This is a genomic window from Pseudomonas sp. LAIL14HWK12:I7 (assembly GCF_000483465.1).
GTDB classification, from domain to species: domain Bacteria; phylum Pseudomonadota; class Gammaproteobacteria; order Pseudomonadales; family Pseudomonadaceae; genus Aquipseudomonas; species Aquipseudomonas kermanshahensis.
This window is the reverse complement of record NZ_AXYZ01000009.1, coordinates 221131-238499: the sequence shown is the minus strand read 5'-3', so window position 1 is coordinate 238499 and position 17369 is coordinate 221131. Positions and strand designations below refer to the sequence as shown.

Here is a 17369-nt window from a genome sequence, read left to right as displayed (position 1 = left end):
CCCATCGCCGGCAAGCCGGCTCCCACAGGTACAGTGCTAACCCTGAAAGTGGTACCGTTCCAGCAACTGGCTTGTGGTGCTTGTTTGGCCTCATCGCTGGCAAGCCAGCTCCCACAGGTGCGGCGCTAGACTTGGAGGCTACACAGTTCGGGTGGGAGCTGGCTTGCCGGCGATGGGCTGCGCAGCGGCCCCTGCGATTTCAACCCCTGCCAATACCGGCAAACGTGCCCTGGGTATGCTCAGCCAGCACCGCCGCCGCCAACTCCACCTCCAGCCCACGCCGCCCGGCGCTGACATGGAGGGTTGCAAAGTTCTGCGCCGAGTCATCAATAAAGGTGCGCAAGCGCTTCTTCTGGCCTAACGGGCTGATGCCACCGACCAGATACCCCGTAGCCCGCTGGGCCGCCGCCGGGTCGGCCATCTCGCACTTCTTCACACCCGCCGCATGGGCCAGTGCCTTGAGGTCCAAGGTGCCCACCACCGGCACCACGGCCACCAGCAACTCACCTTTCTCACTGCTCGCCAGCAAGGTCTTGAACACGTGCTGCGGATCGAGCCCGAGCTTTTCCGCTGCCTCCAAACCATAGGAGGCCGATTTAGGATCGTGCTCATAACTGTGCACACGATGCTCGGCGCGGGCTTTTTTCAACAGGTCTAGGGCGGGGGTCATGCGCAGGCTCCGGTCAGGGATAAGTCGGCGGCTACTTTAGGACATATCCCACATCCCAGCCAGTTCGGAGCCTACGCGCCTGTCTAGCGTGCGGTTTCGCGACCCCACACTACGTCCAAAACGTGACTGACCGTTCACTTTCGACCTTTGACATAAGCGTTTCTTGTCTATATTTTTTCGTTTCTGAAGAAATGGTGCACATTTAAGGTGCATTTCCTGTATCTGCCTGGGGTCAATGGGGATCGACTCCGGGCTTTGCTGTCGAGCGCCACGCGCCTCACAACAAAAAAAACGAGGTCATACATGACGACTGCTCTACGCGAACCCACCTTGTCCAGCCAATGCCTGGCCGAATTTCTTGGCACCGCCCTGCTCATCTTTTTCGGCACCGGTTGCGTCGCCGCGCTCAAAGTCGCGGGTGCCAGCTTCGGCCTGTGGGAAATCAGCATTATCTGGGGCGTCGGCGTGAGCATGGCGATCTACTTCACCGCGGGTGTTTCCGGCGCGCACCTGAACCCGGCCGTGAGTATCGCCCTCACCCTGTTCGCCGGCTTCGACAAGCGCAAACTGCCGTTCTACATGCTGGCCCAGGTCTGCGGCGCCTTCTGCGGCGCAGCGTTGGTCTACACCTTGTACAGCAACCTGTTCTTCGATTTCGAACAAGCCCACGCCATGCTACGAGGCAGCAGCGAAAGCCTGGAGCTGGCGTCGGTGTTCTCCACCTATCCGCACCCCTCGCTGTCCACTGGCCAGGCGTTCCTGGTGGAAGTGGTCATCACCGCCATCCTCATGGCCGTGATCATGGCCCTGACCGACGACAACAATGGCCTGCCACGTGGCGCTGTGGCGCCGCTGCTCATAGGCCTGCTGATTGCCGTGATCGGCAGCGCCATGGGGCCGCTGACCGGCTTTGCGATGAACCCAGCCCGCGATTTCGGGCCAAAATTGATGACTTTCCTGGCCGGTTGGGGCGAAATCGCCTTCACTGGCGGACGGGACATTCCTTATTTCCTGGTACCGGTGTTCGCACCGATCCTTGGCGCATGCCTGGGCGCCGCAGCGTATCGGGGCCTGATCGCCCGCAACCTGCCAGTCGCGCCAACCGCAAGCGCTGAGACAAACGACAATCGCCAGGGCGATACTCAAGTCAACTGATGTGGCCTCACGCCCAAGCCCTGACTTCCCATTTTTGCAAGGCCTACGACCATGACAGACACCCTGGATAAGAACTACATCATCGCCCTGGACCAGGGCACCACCAGTTCGCGGGCCATCATTTTCGACCGCGACGCCAATGTGGTCGGCACCTCCCAGCGCGAATTCGCCCAGCATTATCCGCAGGCGGGCTGGGTCGAACACGACCCGATGGAGATTTTCGCCACCCAGAGCGCCACCTTGGTCGAGGCCCTCGCCCAGGCGGGCATCAGCCACGCCCAGGTCGCTGCGCTGGGCATCACCAACCAGCGTGAAACCACGGTGGTGTGGGACAAGGAAACCGGCCGCCCGGTGTACAACGCCATCGTCTGGCAGTGCCGCCGCAGCACCGAAATCTGCGCGCAGCTCAAGCGTGACGGCCATGAAGACTACATTCGCAAGTCCACCGGTCTGGTCACCGACCCGTACTTCTCCGGCACCAAGCTCAAGTGGATCCTCGACAATGTCGAAGGCGCCCGTGAGCGCGCCGAACGTGGCGAGCTGTTGTTCGGTACCGTCGACACTTGGCTGATCTGGAAATTCTCCGGCGGCAAGGTGCACGTCACCGACTACACCAACGCGTCGCGCACGCTGATGTTCAATATTCACACACTGGAATGGGACGAAAAGCTGCTGAAAATCCTCGGCATCCCACGCCAGATGCTGCCCGAGGTTCGCCCCTCCTCCGAAGTCTACGGCCACACCAAGAGCGGCATTGCCATCGCCGGTATCGCTGGCGACCAGCAGTCTGCGCTGTTCGGCCAGATGTGCGTCGAGCCCGGCCAGGCCAAGAACACCTACGGCACCGGCTGCTTCCTGCTGATGAACACCGGTGACAAGGCCGTCAACTCGTCCCATGGCCTGCTCACCACCATCGCCTGCGGCCCGCGGGGTGAAGTGGCCTATGCACTGGAGGGCGCCGTGTTCAATGGTGGCTCTACCGTGCAGTGGCTGCGTGACGAGCTGAAGATCGTCAACGACGCACTCGATACCGAGTACTTCGCCAGCAAGGTCAAAGACAGCAACGGCGTGTACCTGGTGCCCGCCTTCACAGGCCTGGGCGCCCCCTATTGGGACCCTTATGCCCGTGGCGCCCTGTTCGGCCTGACGCGCGGGGTGAAGGTCGACCACATCATTCGTGCAGCGCTGGAATCGATCGCCTACCAGACCCGTGACGTACTGGACGCCATGCAACAGGATTGCGGTTATCGCCTGTCCGAATTGCGCGTGGATGGCGGTGCGGTGGCCAACAACTTCCTCATGCAGTTCCAGGCCGACATCCTCGGCACCTGCGTGGAGCGCCCGAAAATGCGCGAGACCACAGCCCTCGGCGCCGCCTACCTGGCAGGCCTGGCCTGTGGCTTCTGGAGCAGCCTGGACGAGTTGCGCGACAAGGCGATCATTGAGCGCGAGTTCAGCCCGCAATTGGACGAGACGCAGAAAGAGAAGCTTTACGCCGGGTGGCTGAAGGCCGTCGGCCGTACCCGTGACTGGGAAGATCACGAAGCCTGACGTCTTCCTGTAGGCGCAGCCTTGTGCTGCGAAGAGGCCAGTGGTCACACAGTGAATATTCGCTGCTAACACCGGCCTCTTCGCAGCACAAGGCTGCTCCTACACGCGCCCTGCACATTCGTCTACTGGCCGTCATCCGCTTCCTACGGCATCATTGCAGAATTTGTCCGGCAGCCCATAAGGACCGCCCATGAATCTGCCCCCCCGCCAACAACAAATCCTCGAGCTGGTCCGCGACCGCGGCTACGTCAGCATCGAAGAAATGGCGCAGCTGTTCGTCGTCACCCCGCAAACCATCCGCCGCGACATCAACCAGCTCGCCGAGCTCAACCTGCTACGCCGCTACCACGGGGGTGCCGCGTATGACTCGAGCATAGAGAACACCGCCTACGCCATGCGCGCCGACCAGATGCGCGACGAGAAGCAGCGCATCGCCGAAGCCGTGGCCTCGCAGATTCCCGACCATGCCTCGCTGTTCATCAACATCGGCACAACGACCGAATCGATCGCCCGCGCGCTGCTCAACCATAACCACCTGAAGGTGATTACCAACAACCTGCACGTGGCCTCGATCCTGGCGGCCAAGGACGATTTCGAAGTACTGGTGGCAGGTGGCACGGTGCGCCGCGATGGCGGTGTGGTAGGCCAGGCCAGCGTCGATTTCATCAACCAGTTCAAGGTCGATTTCGCCTTGGTGGGCATCAGCGGCATCGACGAAGATGGCAGCCTGCTGGACTTCGATTACCAGGAGGTACGGGTTTCCCAGGCCCTGATCGCCAATGCACGCCAGGTTATCCTGGCCGCCGACTCCAGCAAGTTCGGGCGCAATGCCATGGTCCGCCTGGGCTCGATCAGCCTGGTGGACTGTTTGGTGACCGACCAGACGCCGACGCCTGCCCTCGCCCACTTGCTTAACCAGTACAAGATTCGCCTCGACGTGGTGTGAAGCAGATTGTGGGACTGAAGCGTATGGATTGAGATTTTTATCGCTCTCGAGATCGAGCGCCGCGCGGGCGGCGCTCGATTTCGACAACGCCTAATGAATCAAGCCCTACACCCGAATTTTCGTAAATGTTCACTTTATTGTCATCCGATCAGTATTTTCTATAAAGACTGACTGGATACCCGCCTTCTGTTGCGCTAGTATTTTCGGAAACGAACATCAATGTTCATATTCGATGTGAACAGCCCCAGGAGGCCTTGCCCGTGTCCCAGCCCGTTTCGTCCCAGCCACCCCTCGCTGACTGTTATGACCTCGCCGTGATCGGCGGTGGCATCAATGGTGTGGGCATTGCTGCCGACGCCGCCGGGCGCGGCCTGAAGGTGTTCCTTTGCGAAAAGGACGACCTGGCGCAGCACACGTCGTCGGCGAGCAGCAAGCTCATCCATGGTGGCCTGCGCTACCTGGAGCACTACGAGTTCCGCCTGGTGCGCGAAGCCCTGGCCGAGCGCGAAGTCCTGCTGGCCAAGGCACCGCACATCGTCAAGCCGATGCGCTTCGTGCTGCCCCATCGCCCGCACCTGCGCCCGGCCTGGATGATCCGTGCCGGCCTGTTCCTCTACGACCACTTGGGCAAGCGCAAGCGCCTGGGCGCTTCGCGCAGCCTGCGCTTCGGCCCGGGCTACCCGCTCAAACCGGCCATCACCCGGGGTTTCGAATACGCTGACTGCGCCGTGGACGACGCGCGCCTGGTCGTGCTCAATGCCATGGCAGCCCGCGAACAAGGTGCGCACATCGTCACCCGCACCCGCTGCCTGCGTGCAGAGCGTGTCGATGGCGTGTGGCAGGTCGAGCTGCAGCATGCCGACGGCAGCCTGCAGAGCATTCGTGCCCGCGCCCTGGTCAACGCTGCTGGCCCGTGGGTGGCCAGCTTCATCAAGGATGACCTCAAGCTGGATGCGCCTTACGGCATCCGCCTGATTCAGGGCAGCCACCTGATCGTCCCGCGCCTGTACGAAGGCGAACACGCTTACATCCTGCAGAACGAAGACCAGCGCATCGTGTTCTGCATCCCTTACCTGGACCGCTTCACCCTGATCGGCACCACCGACCGTGAGTACAGCGGCGACCCGGCCCAGGTGAAAATCACCGAGGCCGAGACCGACTACCTGCTCAAGGTGGTCAACGCGCACTTCAACCATCAGCTCAGCCGTGCTGACATCCTGCACACCTACTCCGGCGTACGCCCGCTGTGCAACGACGAGTCGGACAACCCGTCGGCCGTGACCCGCGACTACACCCTGGCGCTGTCGGCAGGTGAAGGCCAGGCGCCGTTGCTGTCGGTGTTCGGCGGCAAGCTCACCACGTACCGCAAGCTGGCCGAATCGGCCATGGCCGAGCTCAAACCGTTCTTCACCCAGATGCGCGCCAGCTGGACCGCTACTGCGCCGCTGCCCGGCGGGGAAGACATGACCACCGCGCAGGCACTGACCGACGCCATTCTGGCGCAGTACGGGTGGCTGCCGGTGGACATCGCCAAACGCTGGGCAGTGACTTACGGCAGCCGCGTATGGCGCCTGCTTGATGGTATTCAGGGCCCGGAAGGTTTGGGCCAGGCCATTGGCGGCGGCCTCTTCAGCCGCGAAGTCGATTACCTGCGCAGCGAAGAGTGGGCTGTCGATGCGGCCGACATTCTGTGGCGCCGTACCAAACTGGGCCTGTTCACATCGCCTGCGGAACAGCAGGCGCTGCACGACTACCTAGTGACAGCGCCGCTGAGCCAAACTTCGTTCAAGGCTGCCTGAAGGCGACGTTGAAGCCGGTGCCGCCTGCGCGGCACCCGCTCACGGCAACACCCCATCAATCCCGAACCAACGGTCAAACGCTTCGCGGGCCAACGTGACAATCAAGTCGCGCTCGCCGTCGTGAATGGCTTGCACGATGCCTTCGCAGTACTTCAAGTATTGCTCCTCACTGACCTCTCCCGCTTCTGCACGCTCCCGGTAGGCCTCTTCAGGTGCCCGGAAAGCGTCCACCAACGCCGTGAAGCGGCGCTCGTAACGGTCTCGCACGTAACGTTCCCAAAACGCCTGATCAGCCAGCGCCTGAGTCAAACGCTCTGGGGTTTCCGCGCGTAACACTTCGACCCTGGCGTTGTTCAAGTCGGCGGGGGTCAACCCGGCATAGGCTTCAAAATGCAGGGCAGCAGGTTGGGCAGGCAGGCGCAGCGGGCCCGCCAAGCGAACACGGTAGGTGAGGTAGACTTCGATATCGTCCACATCGTGCCCAGCATCGCGAATCCTCTGGATACGCCGCGTCGCGATCTCATCCAGCGCATCCAGGCGAAACAGTGAGCGGCTCAGGCGCATCAGCTCAACCTCGCTCTGGGCAATGGACATCCCCGAGGTGTGCCGGTGGATCAACGCCCTCACCTCCATCTGGCTGAACAGCCACAACAGGCGGTCCTCGCAGGAAGCGTTGCCGCCCGACATGATGAACAACTGTTCACGCAGTTCAGTGTTCTGCTCGCAGGCCTCGATGATGTTCCAGACCCGGGCCCGATAGTAGTTTGGTCGCTGCACAAAGTCGGACGATCGAGCGAAGTCGCGGAGGAAGTTGAAGAAAGGCCGGGACGTCGTTTCCAACTGCAGGTTACGCCACTGCATCTCGCGCTCGCTACGTTGTGCGCCCGTCGAGCCGAGCAACCAGTGCTCGCGCTCGTTTACCTGCACCAGCTGATGACGGAACGACGAAGTGCCCGACAGTTGATTCAGGTACTGCTCGCTCGCTTCATCCAAGGGATTGTCGTGCAGGGCCATGCGCTGCAGACGCTGGCGCAGGCCGTGGAGGTCCTGATTGACCTGACGGATCTGGTTGTTGCGCAGGTCGGCGACGCCGCGCAGTGGCAACTGCTGCAGGCGCGAGGGGAATGAGGTGATACCTGTCGAACGCAGCCCCACCGGCCTGAGGTGGATCAAGCCACGTATATCGGGAGCAAAGCCGAGCGGGTTGTAATTGAGCTCGAGCGTTTGCAAGCGGGTCAAGGCACTGAGCCGGCGGTTGCCGGCAACGTCCATGATGATCCGATTGTGATCCAACTGCAGCCCCCGCAGCTCGGTCAACCGCTCTACACCCGGCGGGATGACGGCAAGATGATTCGCACGCAGGTCAAGCTCGCGCAGGTTAGGGAAGCGCGCGAGGAAATCAGGATCGATTTCCGACAAGTCCATGTCGCGCAGGGTCAGCCGCGTGACATGCGGGAAACTGACCCCTTCTTCCAGCGTGGGCAAGCTGCCGACACGTTCGCCGCGAATGTCCAGCGCGTAGGTGCCATCGCTGCGCAGGCCCGTCTTGCATCGCCAGCAACGGCGGATGCTGTTCGCGACCCGGCCACGCCGCAGCAGGTCCAGCACGCCAGCGTGTTCCATACGCCACCGCCGCAAGACCTGGCGCAGGCTCGCCAGTTGCTGGCTAAGCTCGCTGTAGTGCTGCCATGGGTCGACCCCGCGTGCAATCAGGTCCAACAGATAGTTTTGCAACTGGCGGTCGCCGAGGGTCGGGAAAATCTGCCGCAGCCCTCGCCGGCTGGCCTGCCCACGGCTTTCGCCGCGACCACTGAGTGGGTAACCCAGGCGCCCGTCTCCCCACCGCACGGGCGGCCGCACGCCACCGCCTATCGGCGCCTGGCCGATCAACTGCGCGGCCAGGTCACGATGCGTGCGGGCGTGCTCGGCCAGCAGGTCGCTCAACGCTGGCGCGTCCAGCGTGGGGGTCCCCAGTGCGCCTGTTTGCGCGTCACTCAAGGTCAACGAAAGTGCCTGCAGCAGGCTGTCGGTTGGAACAGTGCCTGCCAACAGCTCACCCGTCGCAGCGTAGGCGGTATATCCAGTCGGCGTTTTGACGATACTGAACCGCTGAGCAGCAGCATCCGCGCCGGCATGTGCCAATACCGCCCCTGTGCGGCTCTCGGCTCGCACTTCGACGGCATAGGGTTCAAGCCACGGCGCCAAGTGTTCGATAAGGCCAACGGCCAGCTTCGCGGTATCGGCATTGGCTGCCGAAGCCTGACGTAAACCTGCGCAGGCACGGTCAAGGCGGCTGTCGCGCAAAAACCAGCGCGCGCGTTCAGCCAAGGCCAAGGGGACGCGATCACTGGCCAGCATCTGCTCGACCTGCTGGCTGTCGACCTGCTGGATAATTTCATGGGCCCCGCGGTGCGACAGGCCAGGGAAGTCCCGGCGCAGCGCGACGCTGGCCAACTCTTCATTGCCTTGCGCTGCGCTGACCAGAAACTCGAACGCCTCGCCCTGTACGGTGGGGAATTGCTCATGCAAGCGGTAGCGCTCCAAGGCATCGAGCAACCGTGCGGGAGGCGGCGCGTTTTCCAGGTGCAGTCGCCTTAGCTGTGCGTCATCGAAGCCCGTGCTGTCGAGCACCCTGCGTACGTCTTCATCGCTGACGTCGGCCAGTTCAGCGCTCAACCGCCGCATCAAGCGCGCAGGCTCTGCCCACTCCTCTGCACGCTCCAGCGCATGCCGCCAGCCCCCAGTGCCGTTGTGCTCGAGCATTGGCTGAAAGGCCTCGCTGCGCTGAGGATGACGGATGAACAGGTGCTCACCATCCTTGTAGCCCGCCAACTGAAAACTGGCTTCGTGCAACTTCAATTGCCACTGGTCATCCTCTGGGATCAGTTCGCCAACCGTCACGCCCTGCTCCTTTACCCGGTAAGCAGACAGGTCATGGGCACACAGCTTGACGTGACCGGCATCGGTGCGAATCGGCGACAGCTCATCGACGAACACGATGCGCTTGAGCACGTGCCCCGCCACTGCAGTGCCAGCGCCTATCGCGGCCCCCAGCGCAACACTTTCAGCCACACTGAATACGTGCTCCAGCGCCCCTTGGCGATCGCCCAACTGCCAATCCTGGTAACCCTCGTAGACCTCATCGGCAATCTGCACGGCAGCGACCGCGAGCATCAATTCGCCCACCACCGGCACGAACAGCCCAGCAAGGTTCAACAAGGTCAGTCCCGCTTGCTGATACCCCCTAAGCCGCTCATCCCGCGCCTTGCTGTCCTCGTCGGCAGTGGGTACGGCCAGCACACGGGCATCATCGAGCATCTTGTCGATGCGCGAAGCACGCAGGAAGGCAAACAACGGTTGAGTGATGGCAAAGTCACGACCATCCAGCTGCAACACCGCCCCCTCAGCGCTCGACGACAGCAAACGCTTCAAGGTGCCGAAAAAGGCGACCCGATCACGCTCGGCGATGAACCGCGCCATGAACGCCGCATAGTGTGGGTCGCGCAGGCGCAGGCCCATGGCCTGGTAGAACGCCCACCAGGATTCGAACACCTGCACGGGCTGCTGAGGGTCACCCGGTATCCAGAGCAGGATCCCGCGCAAATAAGCCTGATCGCGGTCTTGAATCTCGATGGCCACCACCCCGTGCAGGCACTTGCCCAGCAGGTAAACCTGGCGAGCCCTCAACACAACAGGGTAAGCAGGCACCACAGCAGGTTTTGCAAAGATCGGCAGTGTCTGCAGGTAGTTGTCGTGGCTGATCTGGCCTTTGAGGGCCGCCAGGCGTACAGCCGCTTCCATCGATGAGCGCAGGGCCTCCTCCAGCAATGCCTCGACCTCACGACGGGCCTGACCGGGTTCGTCGCCTGGCCGATCTGCTGGCAGTAGATGCGCGCGCAAAAGGGCCTGATAGCGGCCGCCCAGGTCGAGCGTGCGGCACAGTTTGGCGAAGCGCTCGAACGATACCGACAGTGTGACACCGGCCACATCTTGCAATGCGACCTGGGTGAAAGGCCCTGGCTTGGTTTCCGCCTGGGTGAAGTTATGCAGCGCGGTCGTCAACAGAGGCTGAGTCGAGATGCGGACAATGTTCGGCGACGGCGTTGGCGGAATGGGCGTTGCCAGAATGATTTGAACCACCTTGCGCAGTGTCGCTTTGCGCACGTCAGTGCTTACCTTGAAACGCCGACGCAACGCGTCCTCCAGCAGTGCGGCGGCAAAGTCGTCCAGGGCCGGAATGTGGCTGAACAACTGCCGCACACGCTCAGCACTGTGCTGCTGCTGACGCAGCGCCTGGTGAAGCGCACGCTGCTGGTCGACCGTGGCCGAGGTAAGCCAGGCCGGTAAACGTTGGGAAATCAGGGCATCTATCGAAGCAGGCGCTTCATCGGCAGAAAGGGTCATGGTAGTGCGGTCCGTAAAAGCCGTTAACAGACCACGCTGCAAACCGTCACCTGCGGTAACTAAATCAAGGCACCATTCATTCGGGTTTCCGAACACCAAAAGCCAACCCATTCGGAATCACGGACAACACATGCTGTCGATTTACTGTCAAAAAAGATCGATACCCCGTAATTTCGGGGCGTTATGATCAAGAAGGAAGCTTGGCACGACTCATGCTCTACACTCTTTAGCCGAATGCACCCGCTTCATGTTGTATTCGTTGAACGAAAGAGTCCGCCAACGGCTCCATAAAAAAAACAAACATGTCGAGGAAAATTTGATGCGTATCGTTCGTCAATTGCTGGGCGCCGCTATCGCGGCTGCAGTCATCGCTTCGCCGGCCATGGCCGAGGAGCTGACCGGCACCCTGAAGAAGATCAAGGACTCGGGCACCATCACATTGGGCCACCGCGACTCCTCCATTCCATTTTCCTACCTGGCAGGCAAGCCGGAGCCCGTGGGCTACTCCCACGACATCCAGCTGGCCGTGGTCGAGGCCCTGAAAAAACAACTGGGCACCGACATCAAGGTCAAATACAACCTCGTCACCTCCCAGACCCGCATCCCGCTGGTGCAAAACGGCACCGTCGACCTGGAGTGCGGCTCCACCACCAACAACGTCGAGCGCCAGCAGCAAGTCGGTTTCTCGGTCGGCATCTTCGAGGTCGGCACCCGCCTGCTGACCAAGGTCAAGGACGGTCAGCCTTCCTATAAAGACTTCCCGGACCTGGCTGGCAAAAACGTGGTGACCACCGCCGGCACCACCTCCGAGCGCATCCTCAAGGCGATGAACGCCGACAAGCAAATGAAGATGAACGTGATTTCCGCCAAGGACCACGGTGAAGCCTTCAACATGCTCGAAAGCGGCCGCGCCGTGGCCTTCATGATGGACGACGCCCTGCTGGCCGGTGAAATGGCCAAGGCTCGCAAACCGGCCGACTGGGTTATCACCGGTACCCCTCAGTCGTACGAAATCTACGGCTGCATGGTGCGCAAGGAAGATGCTGCGTTCAAGAAAGCGGTCGACGAGGCCATCGTGGCTTACTTCAAGTCGGGCGAAGTCAACAAGAGCTACGACAAGTGGTTCATGCAGCCAATCCCGCCAAAGGGCCTGAACCTGCAGTTCCAGATGAGCGACGAGCTGAAAAAACTGATCGCCGAGCCGACCGACAAAGCGGCGGACGAGAAGAAGTCCTGATCCTCAGATAGTGGCCTGGTGCGCATGCGCACGAATCAATTCTGCAGGCCACTCATTAGTGTCTAACCTTTCATCCGAGGGCGCCAAGCGCCCCCGGATGCTCGAAGGTGCCCGTGAAACAACCGTCTGAGGGGAAATCCCGATGAATTACAACTGGGACTGGGGCGTGTTCTTCAAGTCCACCGGCGTGGGCAGCGAAACCTATCTGGACTGGTACATCACCGGCCTGGGCTGGACCATCGCCATCGCCATCACCGCCTGGATCATCGCGCTGCTGCTGGGGTCTGTCCTTGGCGTCATGCGTACCGTGCCGAACCGCCTGGTATCGGGCATCGCCACTGTCTATGTGGAACTGTTCCGCAACGTGCCGCTGCTGGTGCAGCTGTTCATCTGGTACTTCCTGGTACCGGACCTGCTGCCCGAAGGCCTGCAGGAATGGTTCAAGCAGGACCTCAACCCGACCACTTCGGCGCTGATCAGCGTGGTGGTGTGCCTGGGCCTGTTCACTGCGGCCCGTGTCTGCGAACAAGTGCGCACCGGCATCCAAGCGCTGCCCCGCGGCCAGGAATCCGCAGCCCGCGCGATGGGCTTCAGCCTGCCGCAGATCTACACCAACGTGCTGCTGCCGCAAGCCTATCGGATCATCATTCCGCCGCTCACGTCCGAGTTCCTGAACGTGTTCAAGAACTCCTCGGTGGCCTCGCTGATCGGCCTGATGGAGCTGCTGGCACAAACCAAGCAGACCGCAGAGTTCTCCGCCAACCTGTTCGAGGCGTTCACCCTGGCCACGCTGATCTACTTCACCCTGAACATGGGCCTGATGCTGCTCATGCGCCTGGTCGAGAAGAAAGTCGCAGTACCTGGCCTGATTTCCGTGGGAGGCAAGTAAATGGACATGGATTTCAGCGAAATCATCCCCGCCCTGCCCGCCCTCTGGGAAGGCATGATCATGACCCTGCAACTGATGGTCATGGGCGTGGTCGGCGGTATAGCACTCGGCACCCTCCTGGCGCTGATGCGCCTGTCATCGAGCAAGCTGCTGTCGCGGGTGGCGGGCGCTTACGTCAACTACTTCCGCTCGATCCCGCTGCTGCTGGTGATCACCTGGTTCTACCTGGCGGTGCCGTTCGTGCTGCGCTGGATCACCGGCGAAGACACCCCCGTCGGTGCGTTCACCTCCTGCGTGGTCGCGTTCATGATGTTCGAAGCGGCCTACTTCTGCGAAATCGTCCGTGCCGGTGTACAGTCGATCTCCAAGGGCCAGATGGGCGCCGCGCAAGCGCTGGGCATGAACTACGCCCAGACCATGCGCCTGATCATCCTGCCCCAGGCCTTCCGCAAGATGACCCCTTTGCTGCTGCAGCAAAGTATCATCCTGTTCCAGGACACCTCGCTGGTCTACACCGTGGGCCTGGTCGACTTCCTCAACTCGGCACGCTCCAACGGCGACATCATCGGGCGCTCTCATGAGTTCCTGATCTTCGCCGGGGTCGTCTACTTCATCATCAGCTTCTCCGCTTCGTGGCTGGTCAAGCGCCTGCAAAAAAGGATCACCGTATGATTTCCATCAAGAACGTCAACAAGTGGTACGGCGACTTCCAGGTACTGACCGACTGCAGCACCGACGTCAAGAAGGGTGAAGTGGTAGTGGTGTGCGGGCCGTCGGGCTCGGGCAAGTCCACCCTGATCAAGTGCGTCAACGCGCTGGAGCCGTTCCAGAAGGGCGACATCGTGGTCGATGGCACCTCGATTGCCGACCCAAAGACCAACCTGCCGAAACTGCGCTCGCGGGTGGGCATGGTGTTCCAGCACTTCGAGCTGTTCCCGCACCTGACCATCACCGAAAACCTGACCATCGCCCAGCGCAAGGTGCTCGGCCGCAGCGAGGCAGAAGCCTCCAAAAAAGGCCTGGCCCTGCTCGATCGCGTCGGCCTCAGCGCGCATGCCAAGAAACACCCCGGCCAGCTTTCCGGCGGCCAGCAGCAACGGGTGGCGATCGCCCGCGCCCTGGCCATGGACCCAATCGTCATGCTGTTCGACGAACCCACCTCGGCACTGGACCCGGAAATGGTCAGTGAAGTGCTCGATGTGATGGTTCAGCTGGCCAACGAGGGCATGACCATGATGTGCGTGACCCACGAGATGGGCTTTGCCCGCAAGGTCGCCAACCGGGTCATCTTCATGGACAAAGGCAGCATCATCGAAGACTGCACCAAAGAAGAGTTCTTCGGCGACCAGAACGCCCGCGACCAACGCACCCAGCACTTCCTCAGCAAGATCCTGCAACACTAAGCCGGCCTCAGCCTCCGCTGCCCGCCCCCATCGGGCAGCGGACGCTGGTCGTGACAAGGCCACTGTGATGAAATGCGATCCTTCGCTTCTTCTCCCTGCCAGACCTGCCGTGAATTCCCGCCTGATTCGTCAATTGCTGTTACCCCCCCTGATCATCCTGCTGATGGTCGGCCTCGGTATGGCCGGTTACCTGGTCAGCGAGAGCAATGGCATCCGCAGCCTGAGCGAAAACGGCGAGCGTCAGCTGGAGCTGCACGCGCGCACGGTCGAGAGCGAGATCAGCAAATACACCTACCTGCCCAGCCTGCTGGAGCTTGAAGACAGCGTCTCGCACCTGCTCACCGAGCCCGATGGCGGCTCCCGCCAGGCGGTCAACGAATACCTCGAAGGCTTGAACCGGCGCAGCCGCAGCCGGGCAATCTTCGTGCTCGACACCAACGGCCGGGTGCAGGCCACCAGCAACTGGCGCGATGCCGATTCGTTTCTGGGTGAAGACCTGTCGTTCCGGGCCTACTTCCAGACTGCCGTGCGCGGCGAACCCGGGCGCTTCTATGGCATCGGCAGCACCACCGGCGAGGCCGGCTACTACTTGGCCCATGGCCTGGAAGAACACGGCAAGATCATAGGCGTAGCGGTGATCAAGGTACGCCTGGACACCCTCGAAGAACGTTGGCAGCGTGCCCGCCTGGAAGCGTTCGTCAGCGATGAGAACGGCATCATCATTCTGTCCAGTGACCCGGCCCGGCGCTTGAAGTCGGTGCGCCCGCTGACCCCGCAAATCAAGGAACGCCTGGCGCGTAGCCTGCAGTATTACTGGTGGCCGCTGAACGAGCTGCAACCTCTGGCGCGGGAAACCCTCGCCGATGGTGTTGAAAAGCTGACCTTCCCGGCCAACAGCGAAACAGCGCAAGGCAAGGCCCATGAAGTGGCCTACCTGGCCCAGACCCGTCGCCTGGTCGACACCCCGTGGCATTTCACCCTGCTGACCCCGCTGCAAGACCTGCGCCGAGAATCGATGGTGCAAGGCATCCTGGTCGGGGTGGCATTCGCCCTGCTGGCCATCCTGGGCATCGCCTGGAACGAACGCCGCAAGGTCATCGCCACCCGCCTGGCCGCCCGCGAGGCGCTGCAGGAAGCCAACAGCCAACTCGAACGCCGCATCACCGAACGCACCGCCGACTTGCGCGCCAGCAATGAGCGGCTGAAGGGGCAGATCCGCGAGCGCCGGCACGCCGAGCAAACCCTGCGCCATGCCCAGGATGAGCTGGTGCAGGCGGGCAAGCTGGCTGCCATTGGGCAGATGTCGACCAGCATCGCCCACGAACTCAACCAGCCGCTGGCCGCGCTGCGCACGTTGTCCGGCAACACTGTGCGCTTCCTCGAACGCGGCGCGCTGGAAACGGCCAGCACCAACCTGCGTACCATGAACGACCTGATCGACCGCATGGGCCGTATCACCGCCAGCCTGCGTTCATTCGCCCGCCGTGGCGACGACGGTGGCCAGGCCTCGCTGGCCAAGGCGGTGGACGCCACCCTGCAAGTACTGGCCAACCGCATCAGTGGCTGCCACTTGCAATTGCACAACCAGTTCGAAGACCATCAACTGGCCATCGACCAGACCCGCCTGGAGCAGATCCTGGTCAACCTGATCGGCAACGCCATCGACGCCATGGCCACCCAGCCCCTGCCAGAGCTGTGGCTCGAAGGCGAACTGCAGGGTGACAAGTATCGCCTGCGGGTACGCGACAACGGCCATGGCATCGACGCCGAGGCACGCAAGCATTTGTTTGAACCCTTCTTCACCACCAAACCGGGCGAACATGGCCTGGGCCTGGGCCTGACCTTGTCGGCGAGCCTTGCCGCCGCCGCCAAAGGCAGCCTGAACGTCGAGCATCCTGTCAGTGGCGGCACGGCCTTCGTGCTTGTCCTACCCCTGGTATCCCCCCCTAGCGAATCGGCAGAGCACCCATGAACCAAGCGCCTCTCACCGTCCTGATTGTCGAAGACGACCCGCATGTGCTGCTCGGCTGCCAGCAGGCATTGGCCCTGGAAGACATCGCCTGCGAAGGGGTCGGCAGCGCCGAACAGGCCCTGGAACGCATCGGCGACGACTTTGCCGGCATCGTCGTCAGCGACATTCGCCTGCCCGGCATCGATGGCCTTGAGCTGCTCAACCGCCTCAAGGCCCGCGACCGCAGCCTGCCGGTGGTGCTGATCACCGGCCATGGCGATATCGACATGGCGGTCGGCGCCATGCGCAACGGCGCCTACGATTTCATGGAAAAGCCCTTCTCCCCCGAGCGCCTGGTCGACGTGGTGCGCCGCGCCCTCGAACAGCGCGGCCTGTCCCGCGAGGTGGTTGCCTTGCGCCGCCAACTGGCCGAACAGAGCAGCCTGGAGGGCCGCATCATTGGCCGCTCGCCGGCCATGGAGCACCTGCGTGAACTGATCGCCAACGTCGCCGACACCTCGGCCAACGTGCTGATCGAAGGCGAGACCGGCACCGGCAAAGAACTGATCGCCCGCTGCCTGCACGATTTCAGCCGCCGCCAGGGCCAACCTTTCGTGGCGCTGAACTGCGGCGGCCTGCCCGAAAACCTCTTCGAGAGCGAAATTTTCGGCCACGAAGCCAACGCTTTTACCGGCGCAGGTAAACGCCGAATCGGCAAGATCGAACACGCCAATGGCGGCACGCTGTTCCTCGACGAGGTCGAGAGCATGCCGATCAACCTGCAGATCAAACTGCTGCGGGTGTTGCAGGAGCGCACACTGGAGCGGCTGGGCTCAAACCAGAGCATCGCGGTGGATTGCCGGGTAATCGCCGCGACCAAGTCCGACCTCGATGCCATGGGGCAGAACGGGCAGTTTCGCAGTGACCTGTACTACCGGCTGAACGTGGTGACGCTGGAGCTCCCCCCCCTGCGTGAGCGCCGCGAAGACATCCTGCAGTTGTTCGAACACTTCCTGCAGCAATCGGCCCTGCGCTTCGACCGTGAAGCACCGACACTGGACAGCCAGACCTTGTCGCGGTTGATGGCCCATGACTGGCCGGGCAACGTGCGAGAATTGCGCAACGTTGCCGAGCGTCATGCCTTGGGCTTACCGGCCTTCAAGAAGGGCCCGAGTGGCGGCGCCAGCCAGGGCCTGGGTTTTTCCGAGGCTGTCGAGGCCTTTGAACGCAACCTGCTCAGCGATGCCTTGCAACGCACCGGCGGCAACCTCAGCCAGGCCAGCCAGGAGCTGGGCATGGCCAAGACCACGCTGTTCGACAAAGTGAAAAAGTACGGGCTGGGCTGAAAATCGGCGGCGCCTGCT

At 62.1% G+C, this 17369-nt stretch carries 12 protein-coding genes; 10 read left to right on the top strand and 2 right to left on the bottom strand.

Annotation, left to right across the window (positions count from 1 at the left end):
• Window positions 1-199: 199 nt before the first annotated feature.
• A complete protein-coding gene (gene ybaK / locus D886_RS0112105) occupies window positions 200-670 on the bottom strand; it encodes a Cys-tRNA(Pro) deacylase (RefSeq protein ID WP_027594187.1) in 471 nt (156 codons plus the stop codon).
• 303 nt (window positions 671-973) lie between these two features.
• Between ybaK and D886_RS0112100 the strand changes: the two genes are divergently transcribed.
• The 4 genes from D886_RS0112100 (at window position 974) to glpD (ending at window position 6121) form a co-directional block, all read left to right on the top strand.
• Entirely contained in the window at window positions 974-1825 is an 852-nt protein-coding gene (locus D886_RS0112100) for an MIP/aquaporin family protein (RefSeq protein WP_027594186.1), read from the top strand.
• A 51-nt stretch (window positions 1826-1876) separates the two neighbouring features.
• On the top strand, window positions 1877-3376 hold the full coding sequence (gene glpK / locus D886_RS0112095; protein WP_027594185.1) for a glycerol kinase GlpK: 1500 nt from the start codon (window positions 1877-1879) through the stop codon (window positions 3374-3376).
• Between the two features lie 190 nt (window positions 3377-3566).
• Window positions 3567-4322, top strand: a complete 756-nt coding sequence (gene glpR / locus D886_RS0112090) for a DNA-binding transcriptional repressor GlpR (protein WP_027594184.1) — start codon at window positions 3567-3569, stop codon at window positions 4320-4322.
• A 260-nt stretch (window positions 4323-4582) separates the two neighbouring features.
• On the top strand, window positions 4583-6121 hold the full coding sequence (gene glpD / locus D886_RS0112085; protein WP_027594183.1) for a glycerol-3-phosphate dehydrogenase: 1539 nt from the start codon (window positions 4583-4585) through the stop codon (window positions 6119-6121).
• Between the two features lie 39 nt (window positions 6122-6160).
• On the opposite strand, the gene D886_RS0112080 is transcribed toward glpD, so the two are convergent.
• Window positions 6161-10525 carry an NEL-type E3 ubiquitin ligase domain-containing protein gene (locus D886_RS0112080; RefSeq protein WP_027594182.1) on the bottom strand — a complete coding sequence of 1455 codons (4365 nt, stop codon included), beginning with the start codon at window positions 10523-10525 and terminating at the stop codon, window positions 6161-6163.
• 319 nt (window positions 10526-10844) lie between these two features.
• Here D886_RS0112080 and D886_RS0112075 point away from each other — a divergent pair, with 319 nt between their 5' ends.
• The 6 genes from D886_RS0112075 (at window position 10845) to D886_RS0112050 (ending at window position 17351) form a co-directional block, all read left to right on the top strand.
• Complete coding sequence (locus D886_RS0112075) at window positions 10845-11762, top strand: glutamate/aspartate ABC transporter substrate-binding protein (protein ID WP_027594181.1); 918 nt, start codon at window positions 10845-10847, stop codon at window positions 11760-11762.
• Window positions 11763-11904: 142 nt separating this feature from the next.
• Window positions 11905-12651 (top strand): amino acid ABC transporter permease, encoded by a 747-nt coding sequence (locus D886_RS0112070; protein WP_027594180.1) that lies wholly within the window; start codon window positions 11905-11907, stop codon window positions 12649-12651.
• Window positions 12652-13323: an amino acid ABC transporter permease gene (locus tag D886_RS0112065; protein ID WP_027594179.1), complete on the top strand. Its 672-nt coding sequence runs from the start codon at window positions 12652-12654 to the stop codon at window positions 13321-13323. It abuts the gene before it with no gap.
• Window positions 13320-14054 (top strand): amino acid ABC transporter ATP-binding protein, encoded by a 735-nt coding sequence (locus D886_RS0112060; RefSeq protein WP_027594178.1) that lies wholly within the window; start codon window positions 13320-13322, stop codon window positions 14052-14054. Before D886_RS0112065 ends, D886_RS0112060 begins: the two co-directional genes overlap by 4 nt.
• A gap of 67 nt (window positions 14055-14121) precedes the next feature.
• Window positions 14122-16026 carry an ATP-binding protein gene (locus D886_RS0112055; RefSeq protein WP_027594177.1) on the top strand — a complete coding sequence of 635 codons (1905 nt, stop codon included), beginning with the start codon at window positions 14122-14124 and terminating at the stop codon, window positions 16024-16026.
• Complete coding sequence (locus tag D886_RS0112050; RefSeq protein WP_027594176.1) at window positions 16023-17351, top strand: sigma-54 dependent transcriptional regulator; 1329 nt, start codon at window positions 16023-16025, stop codon at window positions 17349-17351. The genes D886_RS0112055 and D886_RS0112050 overlap by 4 nt, the downstream gene beginning before the upstream one ends.
• Window positions 17352-17369 lie beyond the last annotated feature (18 nt).